Annotated in this window: 12 protein-coding genes and 1 tRNA gene; 7 read left to right on the forward strand and 6 right to left on the reverse strand. The window is 60.4% G+C overall.

Annotation, left to right across the window (positions count from 1 at the left end; genetic code table 11):
* Positions 1 to 286 precede the first annotated feature (286 nt).
* Positions 287 to 1087: an alkaline phosphatase family protein gene (locus tag ACLIRY_RS15395; protein ID WP_413206300.1), complete on the forward strand. Its 801-nt coding sequence runs from the start codon at positions 287 to 289 to the stop codon at positions 1085 to 1087.
* Positions 1088 to 1257: 170 nt separating this feature from the next.
* Here ACLIRY_RS15395 and ACLIRY_RS15400 read toward each other — a convergent pair whose 3' ends face one another.
* On the reverse strand, positions 1258 to 1893 hold the full coding sequence (locus ACLIRY_RS15400) for a response regulator (protein WP_413206301.1): 636 nt from the start codon (positions 1891 to 1893) through the stop codon (positions 1258 to 1260).
* A gap of 672 nt (positions 1894 to 2565) precedes the next feature.
* Here ACLIRY_RS15400 and ACLIRY_RS15405 point away from each other — a divergent pair.
* Both ACLIRY_RS15405 and ACLIRY_RS15410 read left to right on the forward strand, forming a co-directional pair.
* A complete protein-coding gene (locus tag ACLIRY_RS15405) occupies positions 2566 to 2901 on the forward strand; it encodes a hypothetical protein (RefSeq protein ID WP_413206302.1) in 336 nt (111 codons plus the stop codon).
* A gap of 158 nt (positions 2902 to 3059) precedes the next feature.
* A complete protein-coding gene (locus tag ACLIRY_RS15410) occupies positions 3060 to 3878 on the forward strand; it encodes a universal stress protein (protein WP_413206303.1) in 819 nt (272 codons plus the stop codon).
* A gap of 273 nt (positions 3879 to 4151) precedes the next feature.
* Here ACLIRY_RS15410 and greA read toward each other — a convergent pair whose 3' ends face one another.
* From greA to carA, 3 genes are all read right to left on the reverse strand, one after another.
* A complete protein-coding gene (gene greA, locus ACLIRY_RS15415) occupies positions 4152 to 4625 on the reverse strand; it encodes a transcription elongation factor GreA (protein ID WP_413206304.1) in 474 nt (157 codons plus the stop codon).
* 142 nt (positions 4626 to 4767) lie between these two features.
* Positions 4768 to 8016 (reverse strand): carbamoyl-phosphate synthase large subunit, encoded by a 3249-nt coding sequence (gene carB, locus ACLIRY_RS15420; protein WP_413206305.1) that lies wholly within the window; start codon positions 8014 to 8016, stop codon positions 4768 to 4770.
* A 138-nt stretch (positions 8017 to 8154) separates the two neighbouring features.
* Positions 8155 to 9324 (reverse strand): glutamine-hydrolyzing carbamoyl-phosphate synthase small subunit, encoded by a 1170-nt coding sequence (carA, locus tag ACLIRY_RS15425; RefSeq protein ID WP_413206306.1) that lies wholly within the window; start codon positions 9322 to 9324, stop codon positions 8155 to 8157.
* Between the two features lie 405 nt (positions 9325 to 9729).
* Here carA and ACLIRY_RS15430 point away from each other — a divergent pair, with 405 nt between their 5' ends.
* The 4 genes from ACLIRY_RS15430 to ACLIRY_RS15445 all read left to right on the forward strand — a co-directional run bounded on the left by ACLIRY_RS15430 (position 9730) and on the right by ACLIRY_RS15445 (position 14833).
* The gene (locus tag ACLIRY_RS15430; RefSeq protein WP_413206307.1) at positions 9730 to 10188 is read left to right on the forward strand and encodes a GatB/YqeY domain-containing protein; all 459 of its coding nucleotides are present in this window, start codon (positions 9730 to 9732) and stop codon (positions 10186 to 10188) included.
* Positions 10189 to 10250: 62 nt separating this feature from the next.
* Complete coding sequence (gene dnaG / locus ACLIRY_RS15435; RefSeq protein ID WP_413206308.1) at positions 10251 to 12278, forward strand: DNA primase; 2028 nt, start codon at positions 10251 to 10253, stop codon at positions 12276 to 12278.
* A gap of 229 nt (positions 12279 to 12507) precedes the next feature.
* Positions 12508 to 14625, forward strand: a complete 2118-nt coding sequence (gene rpoD / locus ACLIRY_RS15440) for an RNA polymerase sigma factor RpoD (RefSeq protein ID WP_413206309.1) — start codon at positions 12508 to 12510, stop codon at positions 14623 to 14625.
* A gap of 131 nt (positions 14626 to 14756) precedes the next feature.
* Positions 14757 to 14833 (forward strand) — tRNA-Ile (locus tag ACLIRY_RS15445).
* Between the two features lie 228 nt (positions 14834 to 15061).
* On the opposite strand, the gene ACLIRY_RS15450 is transcribed toward ACLIRY_RS15445, so the two are convergent.
* Together ACLIRY_RS15450 and ACLIRY_RS15455 are read right to left on the reverse strand one after the other, a co-directional pair.
* On the reverse strand, positions 15062 to 15838 hold the full coding sequence (locus ACLIRY_RS15450) for a hypothetical protein (protein WP_413206310.1): 777 nt from the start codon (positions 15836 to 15838) through the stop codon (positions 15062 to 15064).
* 125 nt (positions 15839 to 15963) lie between these two features.
* Positions 15964 to 16809, reverse strand: coding sequence for a hypothetical protein (locus ACLIRY_RS15455; protein WP_413206311.1), 846 nt, complete (start codon positions 16807 to 16809; stop codon positions 15964 to 15966).
* Positions 16810 to 17026 lie beyond the last annotated feature (217 nt).

Raw genomic sequence — 17026 nt, forward strand, 5'->3', positions numbered from 1 at the left:
AGAGTGCCCTTGAAACCAAGTTGGGCCGCAAAGCACGGTACACGACAGGGGTGTTTTCCCGTCACGGGGCTTTGCCCCGTCCCCCCCGGGGCCGAAAGGCCTCAACCGTTATTCTTGGCCGAAAGGCCCCAACCATTATTTTTGGCCGAAAGGCCCCAGACCCCCAGGTCTTTATTGGCCCAACTTGATCTCGGAGCACTCTAGCCCCTTTCTCACCCCCATGCCCTTTATCCAGACCGCTCGCATACCCACCTGAGGTTATGGTTTCAACCTGGGAAATGGTGGCATGTCAAAAGTCATTCTAGTGCTGGTGGATGGGCTTGGATTCGCGACAGCGGTTCGGGAAATGGGCTATCTGGAAGGGCTGGTCGCCCAAGGATTCGCAAAGCGATGGGGGATGCGCTCCGTCCTGCCCAGCCTGTCCCGCCCCGCCTATGAGTCGGTCTTGACCGGCGTCACCCCTGCGGTCCATGGCATAACATCGAACAAGGTCAACCGCCTGTCCCGGGTTCCCGGAGTCTTCGGGGAAGCCCGGGCGGCCGGCAAGGTCACCGCAGCGGCGGCCTACTCCTGGATTTCAGAACTCTACAATGGCCCCTTCGATCCGGTCCTGGACCGGGAGGTGGTCGACGGTCCCGGAGCCATCCAACACGGGAGGTTCTATGTCCTGGACCCCTTTCCCGACCAGGAGCTCTATTGGCAGGCGGACCTGCTTGTCCGTCGGCACCAGCCAGATTTTCTGCTCATCCATCCCATGGGCTGCGACCACATGGGACATGAACATGGAGGAGAATCCTTGGAATACCGACGCGCTGCGGCGGAAAGCGATGATGCGCTCGCGCAACTGATCCCCAGTTGGCGTGAGGCCGGCTATCGGGTGCTGGTCACTGCCGACCACGGTATGTGCAAAGACGGCCACCACGGAGGGACAGACGCCGTGGTGCGGCGCGTCCCCTTCTACATGATCGACGCAGAAACCGGCGGAATCGCTCCGGACGAAGCCGATCAGCTCTCAGTCGCCCCAACGGTTCTGAGCCTCTTGGGTGTGCAACCACCGAAAACGATGACGGCTCCTATTTTATCCTGATCTCCCCCCTCCCACCCAATACCAAAAAGGCCGCCCCAGTGGGAGGCGGCCTTTTGCTTCTTGGGCTCGCCCCCCACTGGGGCCTTTTGGCCCCAAACGGGCTTGGGCAATCGCCCAAAAACGACGAGTCACTGTCGTGTACCGTGGAATCACATGTCACAAGACATGCTTTAAAGCATACCCCTCCGCCGCGCAACGGCCAAGGCATCGGTCCGACTCTGCGCGCCCAGGGCCTTGAACAGGCGTCCGATATGCATCTTCACGGTCGCCTCGGACAGGGTCATGGCCTGAGCGATCTGGCGGTTGGATAAACCGGCATCGATATGAGCCAAGACCTCCCGCTGACGCGGCGTCAGGGGAATATCTTCGCCATTAGAGGTCGGCCGGGATACCGTCTCCCCTCCGCGGGGGCCGCGAAACACCTCAGGTGTAATGTAAAAACCGCCGGCTAAAATGAGGCGTAAGGCGCTTTCCAGGACATCGCCCTTCAAACTCTTGGGAATGTAGCCGCAGGCCCCATTATCGATGGCTGAGCGAATGATGGCGACATCGTCCGCACCGGACAAGACAATCACATCCGGAGGCTCGGGTAGACGACGCAGGGCGGACAGGGCATCGCGCCAATCCATATCCGGCATCATCAAATCCAGGAACACCTTGTCCAGCGGCCCTTCCTCGGACGCCAAACGAATAGCTTCCTCGAACGAATCCACGTCAAGGACATCCAACTCGGGGTCGATCGCGGCAAGCTGAAAACGAAGCCCGTTTCGAAACAACTCGTGATCGTCAACAATCATAATGCGCATGGTGCGCACGCCCTCCTTTGACCCCACGATCTCCTCCAGACTGAAAACCTAGAAAGTGAAGAACGCGCCGGTTTAACTCCGGTCAATACGCCTACGGCATCCAGGAAGAATAACCCACCCTGAACGACCCATCCCACTCGAAAAGCATCCCAGCGCTTGCGAATTTCTTCCGCCTACCTCTCAGCTTGAAACAGCCCTGTTTCAAGCCTTCGGTTCGCACCATGGTATGATTATGCAACGTTGTGTGCATAGTATTCGAACCAGAACACTACCACGCAACGGTGATTGAACAAGCCATTCTCGACAAGCCGCTCAAAAGTCATCGTTTTTTTTCAACATAAACCTAACCTTTTGGCCAGGATCTCTACCAAGATTCGGACGAGACCAAACAGATCCACAGCGCTGACTTGCATTCCATCCAATCGATTCAATCGATAAGGTAATTTTGCGGGACAAGTCCCGTCGATAGTACGACGCAAACGAATCGCAAGCACTCCCCGGACCACATCAAAATGTCAGGTTGGGAATGATTTACCATGAAGTAAATTTGCGCAAACCAATTGCCCCATAATGGTTGAAACTCAAGATCACCTTCCCCACCGTTAACCGGGCACCATGAAAATCACCCCATCACGCAGGGGAGCATGTCCAGTCTAAACACCAGGCGCGCCAATGCCCAACGGATATCGCCGAAAACTGGCGCGCCTGGGACGCCATATTCAAGCACAAGAGTTGATTTTGGGACTCTATCCCGGCCAATGGATGACCCTGCGCTATTTCAGCAGTATGAACGAGCGGGCTCGCAGGGTCCTGCGTTTTGCAGCCGACTACGGCAGCAGCCGGGGCACAGCATCACGGGTCCATTGCGGCTCTGGTCCGCAAAGGGTATCTCGCAGAGGCACCCAACCTGCTGTCATCGAGACCCCCTCCAACCTGCCCGAGACATCCTTGAAAGGCCGATCCCTGGGCACTTCCCTGCGCTTCCAAAGGGCAACCGATAGCGGATAGCGCGCGTTTGGCTTGCGAAAGTGAGCAGGTTGAGCCACCCTCGCCAGAATCAAAAGGGGAGGCGCCGGACCACGATTTGGCCGGACACTCAAAAACCGCTATTCCTGAGGCATGCACCGGAAACGGGCAGCCCATGGGATGGGAAGGAGATGGAATACATGAAAATCGTTGTGCATGTGGATACGGGAGAGTCTTGGCCCCGCCGCGTCGAAGCAGCGGCCAAGATCCTCGCCAACTATGGAGGCGGCCGGATCCTCGGGCTTTTCGGCCAGATGGCATCGACCCTGCCCAGCTACTCCTTTCACGGAGACAAGGACGTTATCGACCGCGACGCATCCCCCCACCGCAAGCGTTTCTATGACATCATTGCCGCCCATCCGGGTTTGGAGGTGGAGTGGCATACCATTCACTCCGTGAACCCTGGCTTCATTGTCAGCGAGGTCACTGCCAATGCCCAGTTCGCCGACCTGACCGTTCTGGGCCAGATCGATCCCCGGGCCACCGGCGAGCGGGTTCCGGCGGACATGGCCGAACAAGTTGTGTTGAATTGCGGACGGCCGGTCCTGCTCATCCCCTACACCGGCACCTTCGATTATGATTTCAAGCGGGTTCTGATTGCCTATAACGACAGCCGGGAATCGAGCCGAGCTGTGGGCGATGCCCTGCCCTTCATCAAGGGCGCCAAAGCCCGGGTTGAAGTGGTTCGCCACGCTCCGGAAAAGGCCGATCCCAACGATTGGCGGTGGGTGGAGTTGGCCAAGCGTTTGGCAGACCATGGGGTCACAGCCGTCGTCGAAACTCCGGCCATCGCCAATATCGGCGTGGCGGATTTCCTGTTGTCCCAAGCTGCGGACACGGATGCCCAACTTCTGATCATGGGTGCCTATGGCAAGCTGGGTCTCCCCCGCATGCTGCGCGGCAGCGTTACCCGTGACATCCTGCGCCAAATGACCCTGCCGGTGCTCCTCGCGCATTAATCACGTGACAACGGCGGATCCCTCGGAGCCGCCGTTTTTCAACCGTGATCAACGACGAAAGCGCCAAGATACAGAAGCGCCAAGATTTGGACAATTGGCCGAGGGTCGCCCTCACTCTGATTCTATAAATTTTAGTGTACCTTCGAGATCAAGTTGGTCCGCGAATGCGACCCCAACTTGATCTCGGACGGCTCTCGTGCTTCAACCGCTCCATGAAAAAACCTCGCTCAATTTGAGCGAGGTTTTTTCACGTCAGCACTCAACTCCGGCCAATCAGCCGAAGCGGACCTTCGTCACCTCGTAGAACTTCGAACCACCAGGGGCCTTGACCTCGATGGAATCTCCCAGAACCTTGCCAATCAATGCCTTGGCAATGGGCGAAGCGACCGAAATCCGGCCCGCCTTCAAATCGGCCTCGTGGGCACCGACAATCTGGTAGGTCATTTCCTCGTCCGTATCCTCATCGGCCACCGTAACCGTGGCGCCAAAGCGAACAGTGTCCCCGGACATCTTGGTGATATCGATCACATCGGCCCGGCTGACAACGTCCTCGAGCTCCTTGATCCGCCCCTCAATAAAGCTCTGTTTTTCCCGCGCCGCATGGTATTCGGCGTTTTCCGACAGATCCCCATGCTCCCGCGCCTCGCTGATGGCACGGATAACCGCTGGACGTTCTTCGTTTTTCAAAATCTTCAACTCAGCCTCCAGACGGACCAACCCGTCCGGAGTCATGGGTATCTTTTCCATGGATACGAATCCTTAAAACCGATGATCCAAGCGTCGCCGTGGTTCCCCCCCAAAAAAAACCGGTGGCCTGATAAAGCCCCCGAACCTTTGGTCGAGACCCCCGGACTCACGCGATGGCGTAAGGGGACTCCCTAGGCGACGATCAAGACTCCTTAAAATATTCCTGAAGAGGCGCCACTTCAAGGTGTCCCAGTCGCAGGGCCGTCATAGCCTTCACCGCAGCGGAAGCTCCGGCCGCAGTCGTGTAGTGAGGAATGTTCCGCATCAGCGCCGTATGGCGGATGTCAAAACTGTCCTTCTGCGATTGTACACCCTCTGTCGTGTTGATGACCAAGTGAATGTCACCGCTGATCAGGGCATCCACGCAATGGGGCCGCCCCTCCAGAACCTTGTTGATCACATCCACCCGCAAACCGTTGTCCTGAAGGAAGGCCGCCGTTCCGCGGGTGGCCACCAGATGGAAGCCCAGGTCCACCAACTCCCGACAGAGGGGAAGGCTGGCCTGTTTGTCCGCATCCCGCAGACTGATGAAGGCCGTTCCCCCCACGGGCAACTGCACGCCCGCCCCCAGTTGGGACTTGGCATAGGCCCGGGCGAAGTTGGTGTCGATCCCCATGACCTCACCGGTCGACTTCATCTCGGGGCCGAGAACAATATCAACCCCTGGGAACCGGGCAAAGGGGAAGACCGCTTCCTTCACCGCCACATGCTCCAGCTTTTTAGTGGACAGCTTAAAGTCCGCCAGTCGTTCTCCGGCCATGACCCGTGCGGCGATCTTGGCCACGGGAACGCCCGTCGCCTTGGCAACGAAGGGCACGGTCCGGCTCGCCCGGGGATTGACCTCAAGCAGGTAGATATCGCCGTCCTTGATGGCAAACTGGATGTTCATCAGGCCACGAACGTTCAGCCCCTTGGCCAGCAGTTCCGTCTGACGGGTCAGCTCGGCGATGGTGGCGTCATCCAGAGAATAGGGTGGCAACGAGCAGGCCGAGTCCCCAGAGTGAATCCCGGCCTCTTCGATATGCTGCATGATGCCCGCAACATGGGTGCTCTCCCCATCGGCGATGGCATCCACGTCGACCTCGATTGCCCCGGACAGATAGCCGTCAATCAGCACCGGGTCCGTCCCGGATACCTTCACGGCATGGACCATGTAATCGTTGAGTTGCGCTTCCTCATGGACGATCTGCATGGCCCGGCCTCCCAGGACATAGGAAGGGCGGATCACGACCGGATAGCCAATGCGGGCGGCAATCTCGCGCGCCTGCTCCACGGAGTGGGCCATCCCGTTGCGGGGTTGGCGCAGCTTCAGTGCCTCAATCAACTTCTGGAAGCGATCCCTATCTTCGGCCAAATCGATGGCATCGGGCGAGGTGCCAAGCACGGGGATTCCCGCCTGCTCCAGGCTATGGGCCAGCTTCAGCGGCGTCTGTCCGCCATACTGGACGATACAGCCCAGCAGGGTCCCCTTGGCCTGTTCCTTGCGGGCAAGCGCGATCACGTCCTCCGGCGTCAGGGGCTCGAAATAGAGCCGGTCCGAGGTGTCGTAGTCCGTCGAAACCGTTTCCGGGTTACAGTTGACCATAATGGTCTCGTATCCGGCCTCGGACAGGGCGTAAGCGGCATGGACACAGCAGTAATCGAATTCAATGCCCTGGCCGATGCGGTTTGGTCCGCCCCCCAGGATGATCACTTTTTTCCGGTCGCTGACCTCGGCCTCGCATTCACCCGGAGTGATCCCATCCCCCTCGTAACAGGAGTACATATAGGGAGTCTGGGACGGGAACTCACCCGCACAGGTGTCAATCCGCTTGTAGACGGGCTGGACATTCAGCATGTCACGGCGGAAGGCCACTTCCTTCAGGGTCTTGTCCGTCAAGGCCGAGAGACGGGCATCGGAGAAGCCCATCTTCTTGACCCGGGTCATACCGATGGAATCCACCGGCAACCCGTCAACCTTCAGCCGCTCTTCCTCACGCACGATCTCCTCAATGCGGGCCAGGAACCAGCGGTCATAGAGACAGGTGGCGCGAATTTCCTCCAGACTGAGACCCTGGCGGAAGGCCTGGGCAATCAGCAACAGACGGTCCGGACGGGGCTTTGACAACTGGGCCTTGATGGCGTCCTTGCCGTCGGGTCCATCGGCGCCCGGGATCTCCACCTCGTCCAAGCCAGACAGACCAATTTCAAGAGAGCGCAAGCCCTTCTGCAGACTTTCCGTGAAGGTCCGGCCAATGGCCATGGCCTCGCCGACGGACTTCATGGAAGAGGACAGCAGCGCCTCGGTATCCGGGAACTTCTCGAAGGTGAAGCGCGGCAGCTTGGTGACCACATAGTCGATGGTCGGCTCGAAGCTGGCCGGAGTGCAGCCGGTGATGTCGTTGGTCAGTTCGTCCAGGGTATAGCCGACAGCCAGCTTGGCGGCGATCTTCGCAATCGGGAAACCCGTTGCCTTGGAAGCAAGCGCTGAAGAGCGGGACACCCGGGGGTTCATCTCGATCACCACCAGACGGCCATCGACCGGGTTCACGGCGAACTGCACGTTGGAGCCACCGGTCTCCACACCGATCTCCCGCAGGCAGGCGATCGAGGCGTCGCGCATGATCTGATATTCCTTGTCGGTCAAGGTCAGTGCAGGCGCGACAGTGACGGAATCGCCCGTGTGTACCCCCATGGGATCCACATTCTCGATGGAACAGACGATGATGCAGTTGTCCGCCCGGTCGCGGACCACCTCCATCTCGAATTCCTTCCAACCGAGCACGCTTTCCTCGACCAGCACCTGACTGACCGGCGAGGCGGCCAGCCCCGAGGCGATGATGCGATCATATTCTTCCCGATTATAGGCCAAACCTCCGCCCTGCCCGCCCAGGGTGAAGCTGGGACGAATGATGACCGGCAGGCCGATTTCCTCCAGCGCCGCACGGCCCTCGGCGATGGTATGGACCAGCGCCGACCGGGGGCAGTCCAGGCCAATCTTGATCATCGCATCCCGAAACAGCATCCGATCCTCGGCCTTGGCGATGACCTCCTTCTTCGCGGCGATCATCTCCACGCCATACTTGTCCAGAACGCCCATGTCAGCCAGCGTCATGGCAGTATTCAGGGCCGTCTGCCCCCCCATGGTCGGCAGCAGGGCATCCGGGCGCTCCCGCTCGATGATCGCTTCAACGATTTCCGGGGTGATCGGTTCGATATAGGTGGCGTCAGCGGTTTCCGGATCGGTCATGATCGTCGCCGGATTGGAGTTCACCAGGATGACCCGGTATCCCTCTTCCCGCAGGGCCTTGCACGCCTGAGCGCCCGAATAGTCGAATTCGCAGGCCTGACCGATCACGATAGGACCGGCGCCGATGATCAGAATGCTGTGAATATCCGTACGTTTGGGCATGCGACTTCCCTTTGGAGCGGCGGGGGATCCGGGCGAGACCCATAATTCGGCCCGCCCACCGCCCGCCATTTTAAACGCGTGGCGCGCTGTTCTTGGAAAACCGCCCCAGGTCGGACCCAGGGCGGGAGGGGACTTCAATCAAGCGCGCTGGGCGTCCATCAGATCAACGAAGCGCTGGAACAGGTAGTGACTGTCCCGGGGCCCCGGCGAGGCCTCCGGATGGTACTGAACGGAGAAGATCGGTTTGCCATCCACCGCAATCCCCTCCAACACGCCATCAAACAGGCTGGTATGGGTCTCGGTCACACCATCAGGCAGACTCTCCCGATCCACGGCGAACCCATGGTTCATGGAGGTAATCTCCACCTTCCCCGTGGTGTGGTCCTTCACCGGATGGTTCGACCCCCGGTGACCGATGTCCATCTTATAAGTCTTTGCCCCCAGCGCCAGGGACAGCATCTGGTGCCCCAGGCAAATGCCGAACACCGGCTTGCCGGAGTCGAGAAGGGACCGGATCACTGGAACGGCATAGGCTCCGGTGGCTGCGGGATCGCCAGGACCGTTAGACAGGAAGATGCCGTCCGGGTTCAGTGCCTTCACCTCCTCGGCGGAGGTCGAAGCGGGAACGACGGTAACCTTGCAGCCCAACCCCGCCAGATTGCGCAAAATATTGCGTTTCGCCCCATAGTCCACGGCGACCACATGATACTTGGCCTCGGCCAGTTCTCCGTAGCCCGCTTCCAGGTCCCAGGGCGTTTCCGACCAACTGTAGGTCTGGCCACAGGTCACGTCCTTGGCCAGATCCATGCCCTCCAAGCCGGGCCACCCCTTGGCTTTTTCCACCAGGACATCGATGTCAAAAATCCCATCGGGGGAATGGACGACAATCCCCGTCGGCGCGCCCGCATCGCGGATCCGCCGGGTCAGGCGCCGGGTGTCAACGCCACTGATGCCCACCAGCCCCCGGGACTTCAGCCAGCCATCCAGGTGCTGAGCCGAGCGCCAATTCGCCGGTTCGGTGATATCGGCGCGCAACACACAGCCCCGGGCTGCTGTAGCGGTGCTTTCGATATCTTCGGTGTTGGTGCCGACATTGCCCACATGGGGGAAACAGAAAGTGATAATCTGCCCCGCGTATGAGGGGTCGGTCAGCACTTCCTGGTACCCGGTCAAGCCCGTATTGAAGCAGACCTCGCCAATGGCCTCTCCGACGGCGCCGACGCCCCGTCCCCACAGGATGGTGCCATCGGCCAGGACCAACGCCGCAGTGGTTCCGGGCGGGCGGGGCGTGGGTGTGCTGCTGGACATGACTTTAATTCCCGCTTTCAATCAAATGGATCCGCCCAGCCCCCTTGACCTTAGCGGGACCGCGCGGGCGCGACCAACCCCGACGCGGAGAGGGGGACCTCGGCGGGCGCGGGATACGGTCTGGGTTATTGGTGGCCGAACGTCGGTCGCACAGGAGCAGACCGGCGACCTCGCCCGCTATTTCCCATATTGGCTGGAAATGCGCGCGCCGCCAAGCCTCCCTCCGCAGGAAACGCGTGGGCCGTCGACGGTAGTTAAGCGATGCCCTCCGGGAAGTCAAGAATCGGAAAAAAAATAAAAATTCAAATCTTTCAATGCACTAATAATACGCAAGCCCCCTTTGCTTTCCCGTGATTTTGGGATAGGTTTCGCCCTTTCCTCTCAAACCTACTCGGAGTCCCCCCGATGCTGCGTTCCCAACTTAACGACGCGCTCAAGGAAGCCATGCGGGCGAGGGATCAAACCACCCTCTCGACCGTTCGACTGATCCTCGCCGCCCTCAAGGATCGGGACATTTGCGCCCGGGGCAACGGCAATCCGGACGGAATCGACGAGGAGGAGATCCTCGGCATGCTGCAGTCCATGGTGAAGCAGCGCCGGGAAAGTATTAACATGTACGAACAGGGCGGTCGCCTGGAACTGGCCGAAGAGGAAGGCAATGAAATTGCCGTGATCGAGCGGTTTCTTCCCGCCCAAATGGACGCCGCCGATCTGGCCCGCGCCGTGGATGCCACCCTCGCCGACCTGGGTGCCGAAGGACTGAAGGACATGGGCCGGGTCATGGCCGCCTTGAAGGAGCGCTACGCCGGTCAAATGGACTTCGGCAAGGCAGGCGCCCTGGCGAAGGCCAAACTGAACGCCTAACTGTACACCAACACTTACTCACTCCCCCCCCCCCGCCACTCCGGTGGGGATGCCCGCGTCCTATGAAGGGCTTGCCCATGGCCTTGCCCAACAGCTTCCTTGATGAAATCCGTGCCCGCCTGACCCTGTCTTCGGTCATCGGCAGACGGGTCAAGCTTGTCCGCAAGGGCCGGGAATATTCCGGTCTGTGCCCCTTCCACAACGAAAAAAGCCCCTCCTTCACCGTCAATGACGAGAAGGGCTTTTTCCATTGCTTTGGCTGTGGCGCCCATGGGGATGTCATCGGCTTTGAGATGCAGGCGGGAAACCTGCCCTTCCGCGAAGCCGTGGACCGCCTCGCCGCCGAAGCGGGATTGGAGATTCCCCGGGAAACCCCGGAAGACCGGCAAAAAGCAAAAGCGGCAGCCAGTTACCGGGAAGTCATGGAGATGGCCACCCGGTTCTACGAAAAGATGCTGCGCCTGCCCCAGGGCAAGGATGGACTGGCCTATCTGCGGCGCCGGGGGTTGAACGACGCCACCATTGCGCGGTTCCGCCTGGGCCATGCCCCCGGCGGCGGAGCCCTGCGCGCCGCCCTCTCCCGCGAAGGCGTCGACGACCAAGTGATGGCCGACCTGGGGCTGATCATGCGACCCGACGATGGTCGGGCCCCCTACGATTATTTCCGCGACCGCGTCCTGTTCCCCATCGCGGACCGCGCCGGGCGGGTCGTGGCCTTTGGTGCTCGGATTTTGGGCGACGGCCAACCCAAGTACTTGAACTCCCCGGAAACCCCGCTCTTCCACAAGGGGCGCGAGCTGTACAACCTGGGTCCGGCCCGGGAAGCCGCGCGGCAATCCAACACCATCATCGTCGCCGAGGGCTATATGGACGTCATCGCCCTCACGCGGGGCGGCTTTGCCAATGCCGTCGCCCCCCTGGGCACGGCCCTGACGGAAAACCAGTTGGAGGCCCTCTGGCGGGGAGTCCCCGAACCGACCCTCTGCTTCGACGGTGACGCTGCGGGCCAGCGGGCAGCCAAGCGGGCGATGGAGCGGGCCCTGCCCCTCCTCGGCCCCGGGCGATCCCTGCGCTTCGCCCTGCTCCCCCCCGGACAAGATCCGGACGACCTGCTGTCCGAAGGCGGACCGGATGCCTTGCGCCGGGTGCTCGACCACGCCCAACCCCTGGCCGAAATGGCCTGGCGCTCTTTGATCGAAGGGCGGGATCTGTCCACACCGGAACGCCAAGCCGGGCTGGAGAAGGACATCGATGGGTTGGTCAACGCCATCACCGACCGGTCCGTGCAAAACCACTATCGCCGTGCCCTGAGAGAGAGGTTCTGGACCCTGCTGCGGGGCAACCGCGACCAGGGGAGCCAGAGACGCGGATCCGACTGGAAGACGAATCGACCCCAGAGTCAAGGACTGGGACAGGGCACTCGGGGCGCATGGCCCGCCAAAGGCGGAGGAGCCCGTTTCCGAGGCCGGGGGGGGCCTCTCCCTACCCCCTCTCCGCCCCTCCCCGCCCCAACCGACGCCCGTATCCTGCGGGAGCGATTGCTTCTTGCTGCGGCCATCACCCATCCGGAAGTCTTTGACCATATTGGCGAACGGCTGGGGTCCATGGATATGTCCGACCCCACCCTTGACTCGGCAAGACAAGAAATCGTAATCATCCTGTCCTCTGAAAAAAGCCTTGACTTTAATGGCCTTCGGGACCAGTTGAGCGCTAGGGGTTTGTCGGGGGCCATCGCGGGGCTATTGCGTCCTGATGTTCTGATTCACGCGAAATTCGCGCGTCCAGGGTCCGACCCGGGCTTGGTGAAAGCCGGGTGGGACCACACATATGATATCCACCAGCGCGACGCGCTGCGGGCGGACTGCCGAAGAGCAAATGATCGGTTGGGAGACCACATGACCCAAGAGGCCCTGGAGCATTTCTTCGCCTTCAAACGGCATGATACCTGGTCGGACGCAGCTCTCCCCGATGACGCGTCGTTCCAAGACAGGGTGGAGTTTGACGGAGCGGGAGAGTTCGACGGCGCCGGGGAAGACCTGTCGAACGCGACAGAGGACCAGGAATTGCCCCAGCAGGGCAGGTCCCGGTAAAGGCGAAACCCCCGACCGGGGCAAGGCAAGGCCCGATGGGCTGGCGCAAGGGTCGATCGGGGCAGTGAGAGTGACGGAGACCGGTTTCCAGGGGAGAAAGAGACCCTTGAGACTCGGGGATCTGGAGGAAGGCTCCCTCAAGGGGTCGGGAAGCAACATGCTTCCAGTGGGCGAAGCGCCAGGACAGGCAAACGCCCCGCTGGAAAGCGGGTGAAGGAAGATAAACCGTATGGCGACGAAGGCGACCAACACGGCGGAAGCGGTGAACGGCCAGGAAGAGGGTGGCGACAGCCCCCTGCTGGATTCCATGAACGCGGCCGTCAAGAAATTGGTCACCCGCGGCAAAGACCGGGGGTATATCACCTACGACGAGCTCAACGCCGCCCTGCCCCCCGATGATGTGTCTTCGGAACAGATCGAGGATACCATGGCGATGCTCTCCGAAATGGGGATCAACGTGGTCGAGGATGAGGAAGAAGGCGAAGCGGGAGCCGTCGCATCCAATGATGACGAGTCCACGAGCCGCGAGGTCACCGTAGCGGGCAACGTCAGTGAAGACGACGTCGGCCGTACCGATGACCCCGTGCGCATGTACCTGCGCGAGATGGGCTCGGTGGAATTGCTGTCGCGCGAGGGCGAAATTGCCATCGCCAAGCGCATTGAAGCCGGTCGCGAGATGATGATCGGCGGCATCTGCGAAAGCCCGCTGACCATTCGGGCACTTCTGCAGTGGCACGATGCCCTGCTGGAGGGGCGCATGCTGTTGCGTGACATCATCGACTTGGACGCGACCTATGGTGCGGACTCGGTTCCCGTTGACGAAGACGGAGTCGATGAGGATGCCGAGCCGATCACGCTGAAGACCCCCACCGCGCCCGATACGATTGCGCCCCCTCCCGCCGATCCGGATGAGAACGGCCAGGAGAAAAGCAAAGGTGACACTGCTCCCGAGAGCGACGCCGTTGAAGACGACGAAGACGAGAACGATGACGATGCCGATACCACCGAAGGCAGCGATGACGAAACTGCTGAGGGCGGAGACGGTTCAGGAGACGGCGAAGAAGGTGAAGGTGAAGTGAACGTTTCGCTGGCCGCCATGGAGCAGGAGTTGATGCCCCGGGTCGTCGAAACGTTTGAGGCCATTGCGGCAACCTACAATAAGCTGAAGAAGGCCCAAGACCAGCGCATCACCGCCCTGCAGAAGGGCGAGGAGCCCTCGGCCAACCTGGAACGCCGCTACGAGAAGCTGAAGCTTGAACTGGTTACGATGATGGAGGACGTCCATCTCAACAACAACCGGATTGAGCAGTTGGTGGAACAGCTCAACAGCCTGAGCAAGTCGCTGATGACCAACGAAGGCAAGCTACTGCGCCTGGCAGAGCGGGCGAAAATCCGCCGGACGGATTTCCTCGAGGTTTACATGGGCCGCGAGATGGACCCCACCTGGGTTGAAGACGTGGGCAACCTGCCCGGCAAGGGCTGGAAAGACTTCACGACCCGCTTTCTGAATGACATCCAGGGGATCCGGGACGGTATTGCCGAGATCTCCGAACGCTCCCTTTTGCCCATTCCCGAATTCCGGCGCATCGTCCAGACCGTCCAGAAGGGCGAGCGAGAAGCCAGCAGGGCCAAGAAGGAGATGATCGAGGCTAACCTGCGTCTGGTGATCTCCATCGCCAAGAAGTACACCAACCGCGGCCTTCAATTCCTGGACCTGATTCAGGAGGGCAACATCGGCCTGATGAAGGCGGTGGACAAGTTCGAATATCGGCGCGGCTATAAATTCTCGACCTATGCCACTTGGTGGATCCGACAGGCTATCACCCGGTCCATCGCGGATCAGGCCCGAACGATCCGCATCCCGGTGCACATGATAGAGACCATCAACAAGCTGGTCCGCACCTCCCGCCAGATGCTGCACGAAATCGGTCGCGAGCCGACACCCGAAGAACTGGCCGAGAAGCTGCAGATGCCACTGGAGAAGGTCCGCAAGGTCCTGAAGATCGCCAAGGAGCCAATCAGCCTCGAAACGCCCATCGGCGACGAGGAAGACAGCCACTTGGGCGACTTCATCGAGGATAAGAACGCGGTCCAGCCCTTGGACGCGGCCATCAACTCGAACCTGCGCGAGACCTGCACCCGTGTCCTGGCGAGCCTGACCCCGCGGGAGGAACGTGTCCTCCGCATGCGGTTTGGCATCGGCATGAACACCGACCACACTTTGGAAGAGGTTGGCCAACAGTTCAGCGTGACCCGCGAACGGATCCGCCAGATTGAGGCGAAGGCCCTGCGCAAGCTGAAGCACCCGTCGCGGTCGCGGAAGCTGCGGTCCTTCCTGGACAACTAAGATCCAGAGACAACGGAACAGCGCTGCGATTTTCCTGCAGCGCTGTCTTGTTTCCTTCATCCATTCCGGATAAAACCTTTTTCTTCTCACCGCCCAGTCGTGTTTCACGGCCAGGGGGCGGTCGAGCTGGTGGGCCTGTAGCTCAATTGGTTAGAGCCGGCGGCTCATAACCGTCTGGTTGTAGGTTCAAGTCCTACCGGGCCCACCAACCCCATTTTTACGTTATGAAACTGCTCTAAGTATTTGAATGGTAATGTGGTTTTTGGTGTTCTATATCCAATTCCACGGATGTAGCGCAAACGCTCCGCAAACACCATTCTGAGGACCAGTTTTCGGATCGTCAGATCGCCGCTTTGCCAGAGTCTCCAAGGGTTTTGCACGAACCCCAGGGCGTGTTCTAGCACCTGTCCCAAGGTGGCCTTTGGCTGGGTGTGATTCACCGCCCGATCCCGCATCTCCAGCTTTTGTTTTTCCAGTGACGCAATCTTGAGTTCATAGGCCGTGATCGCCGCACTACTCTGACTTTCAACGATGCGATCCGCCAAAATGTCGATCTGTTTATCAAGATCGGCCAGCTCCCGCTCCACACCCGCTTTGATGTGCTTGGCCTGATCCTTCCGCTGGCCCCAGGCATCGATAACCATCGCCTTGAATGGCATTCATCGCACAGCACATAGCCCCGCAAGGGGAAGTCGGCATTGATATCCCGGCGGGCAGGTGTCCGTGAGCCCTTCCTCAAGCGCTCCTGATTGCGCAGATAGGTCTGGCAGGAGATCAACCCCTCATGCTGGCCTTCCCGCAAGGAGACCTTCCACATCGGCTCCTCGACATATCCAGCATAGACGACCCGCTCCAACAGTTCCGTAACCCGGGAGGGATGCACCAGACCATCCTTGCCCCTGTGATAGAGCGGCTGGCTTTCGAGAAAGCGTTTCACCTCGACCTGAGTCTCGAAACGCCCCGCCGCATAGCCTTCCAAGGCTTCCCGGATCACAGAGACAGCGGGTTCATCCGGCACCAGCCGCTTACCGCCCTGGCGGCATTTCTCATAGCGGTAGCCGATAGGCGCCTGGAACACCCAAAAGCCCCGCTCGATGCGGGCCTGCATGGATTCCCGATCAACACGAGTGGCGCCGTAATCCCGATGCGCCAGCGCAGCCATGGCGGAGAGCACGGCCATTGCCTCCTGATCGGCCCCCATGACCTGATTCACTACTATGGGTCGGTGTTCGAGTCTGGTACGCCGGTCCCCCTTGATCGGCTGGAGGCCATGGCAAAGCGGCTGGAACCGCTCCCACAGGCACGCCTTGCCATCCTGTTGGAGAATGTGAGACGCCCTCACGCAGACGCCATATAGCGGAACGGCGCCAGCGTCTCCCGCAAGGCGTCAAAGCGGGCCTTGTAGCGATCAGGATCAAACCCGTCCACCGTCTGCCAGGACGACCCCACAGGGGCGAGGATCATCCGCAATTGGTCCAGTGCCGCTTTTGCAGCCATGGATACGCCGGGCCCCTCCATCGTGCCTGCGTCCCATCCGGCCCTGGAGGCCAGCATCTTGAGGCGGGTGAGCGGCGCCGGATGGGTAACACTCAGCTTGCGGCGATAGAGCACAGTCTGAAACACCTCGAACAACGCCGTCATGGCATAGATACCAAACAGGGTCAGGCGCAGGCGCAATGCCTCCGGCAGGGCCGCTATGCCGTCGATATTCTCAAGACCACCTTGCTGGATCAAAAGACAGCGGCTCAGCGCCCAGCTATCCGCTTCGAACTCCATGCATTGCAGGGATTGGGAATCGAGAGAGCCCGAGGGCGCCGCCGTCTCGGTGGATATCAACTCCTCCACCCTGCACGCCCCATCGCCCAGCACTTGACGGCGATAATCGACATGACCGAGCAGCCCATGGGCCAGTTCGTGGAACCAGACAAAGCGCATCATCAATAAGGAGAGATAGAGCGCCATCACATGGCGCTCGGGATCGACAGGCACCATACGGGGCGCATCGGCAGGAACCGCCCGCATCCCCTCCAGTGTGCGCATCAACAGCCACAGGCCGGGGATATGATCCGTAGTGGCAGGCGGAGCGGTCTCCGCCCCGGCATCGCCTACATCGGCAAAGAACGCCTTCTGCGAAAAACAGTACAGCGCAAACTCCTGAATGGTCGAGGCCAGCCCCGTGGTCATGCTGACCACATGGTGCTCCCCGTCCGTAATTGCTCACGGGGTTGGCGAAATCGGTTGGCTGACGGCCTGGGTTGTGATTCAACCTTTGTATGAAAACGCCCCGGACATATCGACTTAGCGAAGCGGAGAAAGACGCCTTGCTGCTTGAGCAGGCGGTGCTGATCGAGCATTTATCGGCCCGGGTGACGGAACTTGAAGCGGCGCTCAAGAAGCCGAA

This window comes from Rhodospirillum sp. A1_3_36 (assembly GCF_047263945.1).
GTDB lineage: Bacteria > Pseudomonadota > Alphaproteobacteria > Rhodospirillales > Rhodospirillaceae > Rhodospirillum.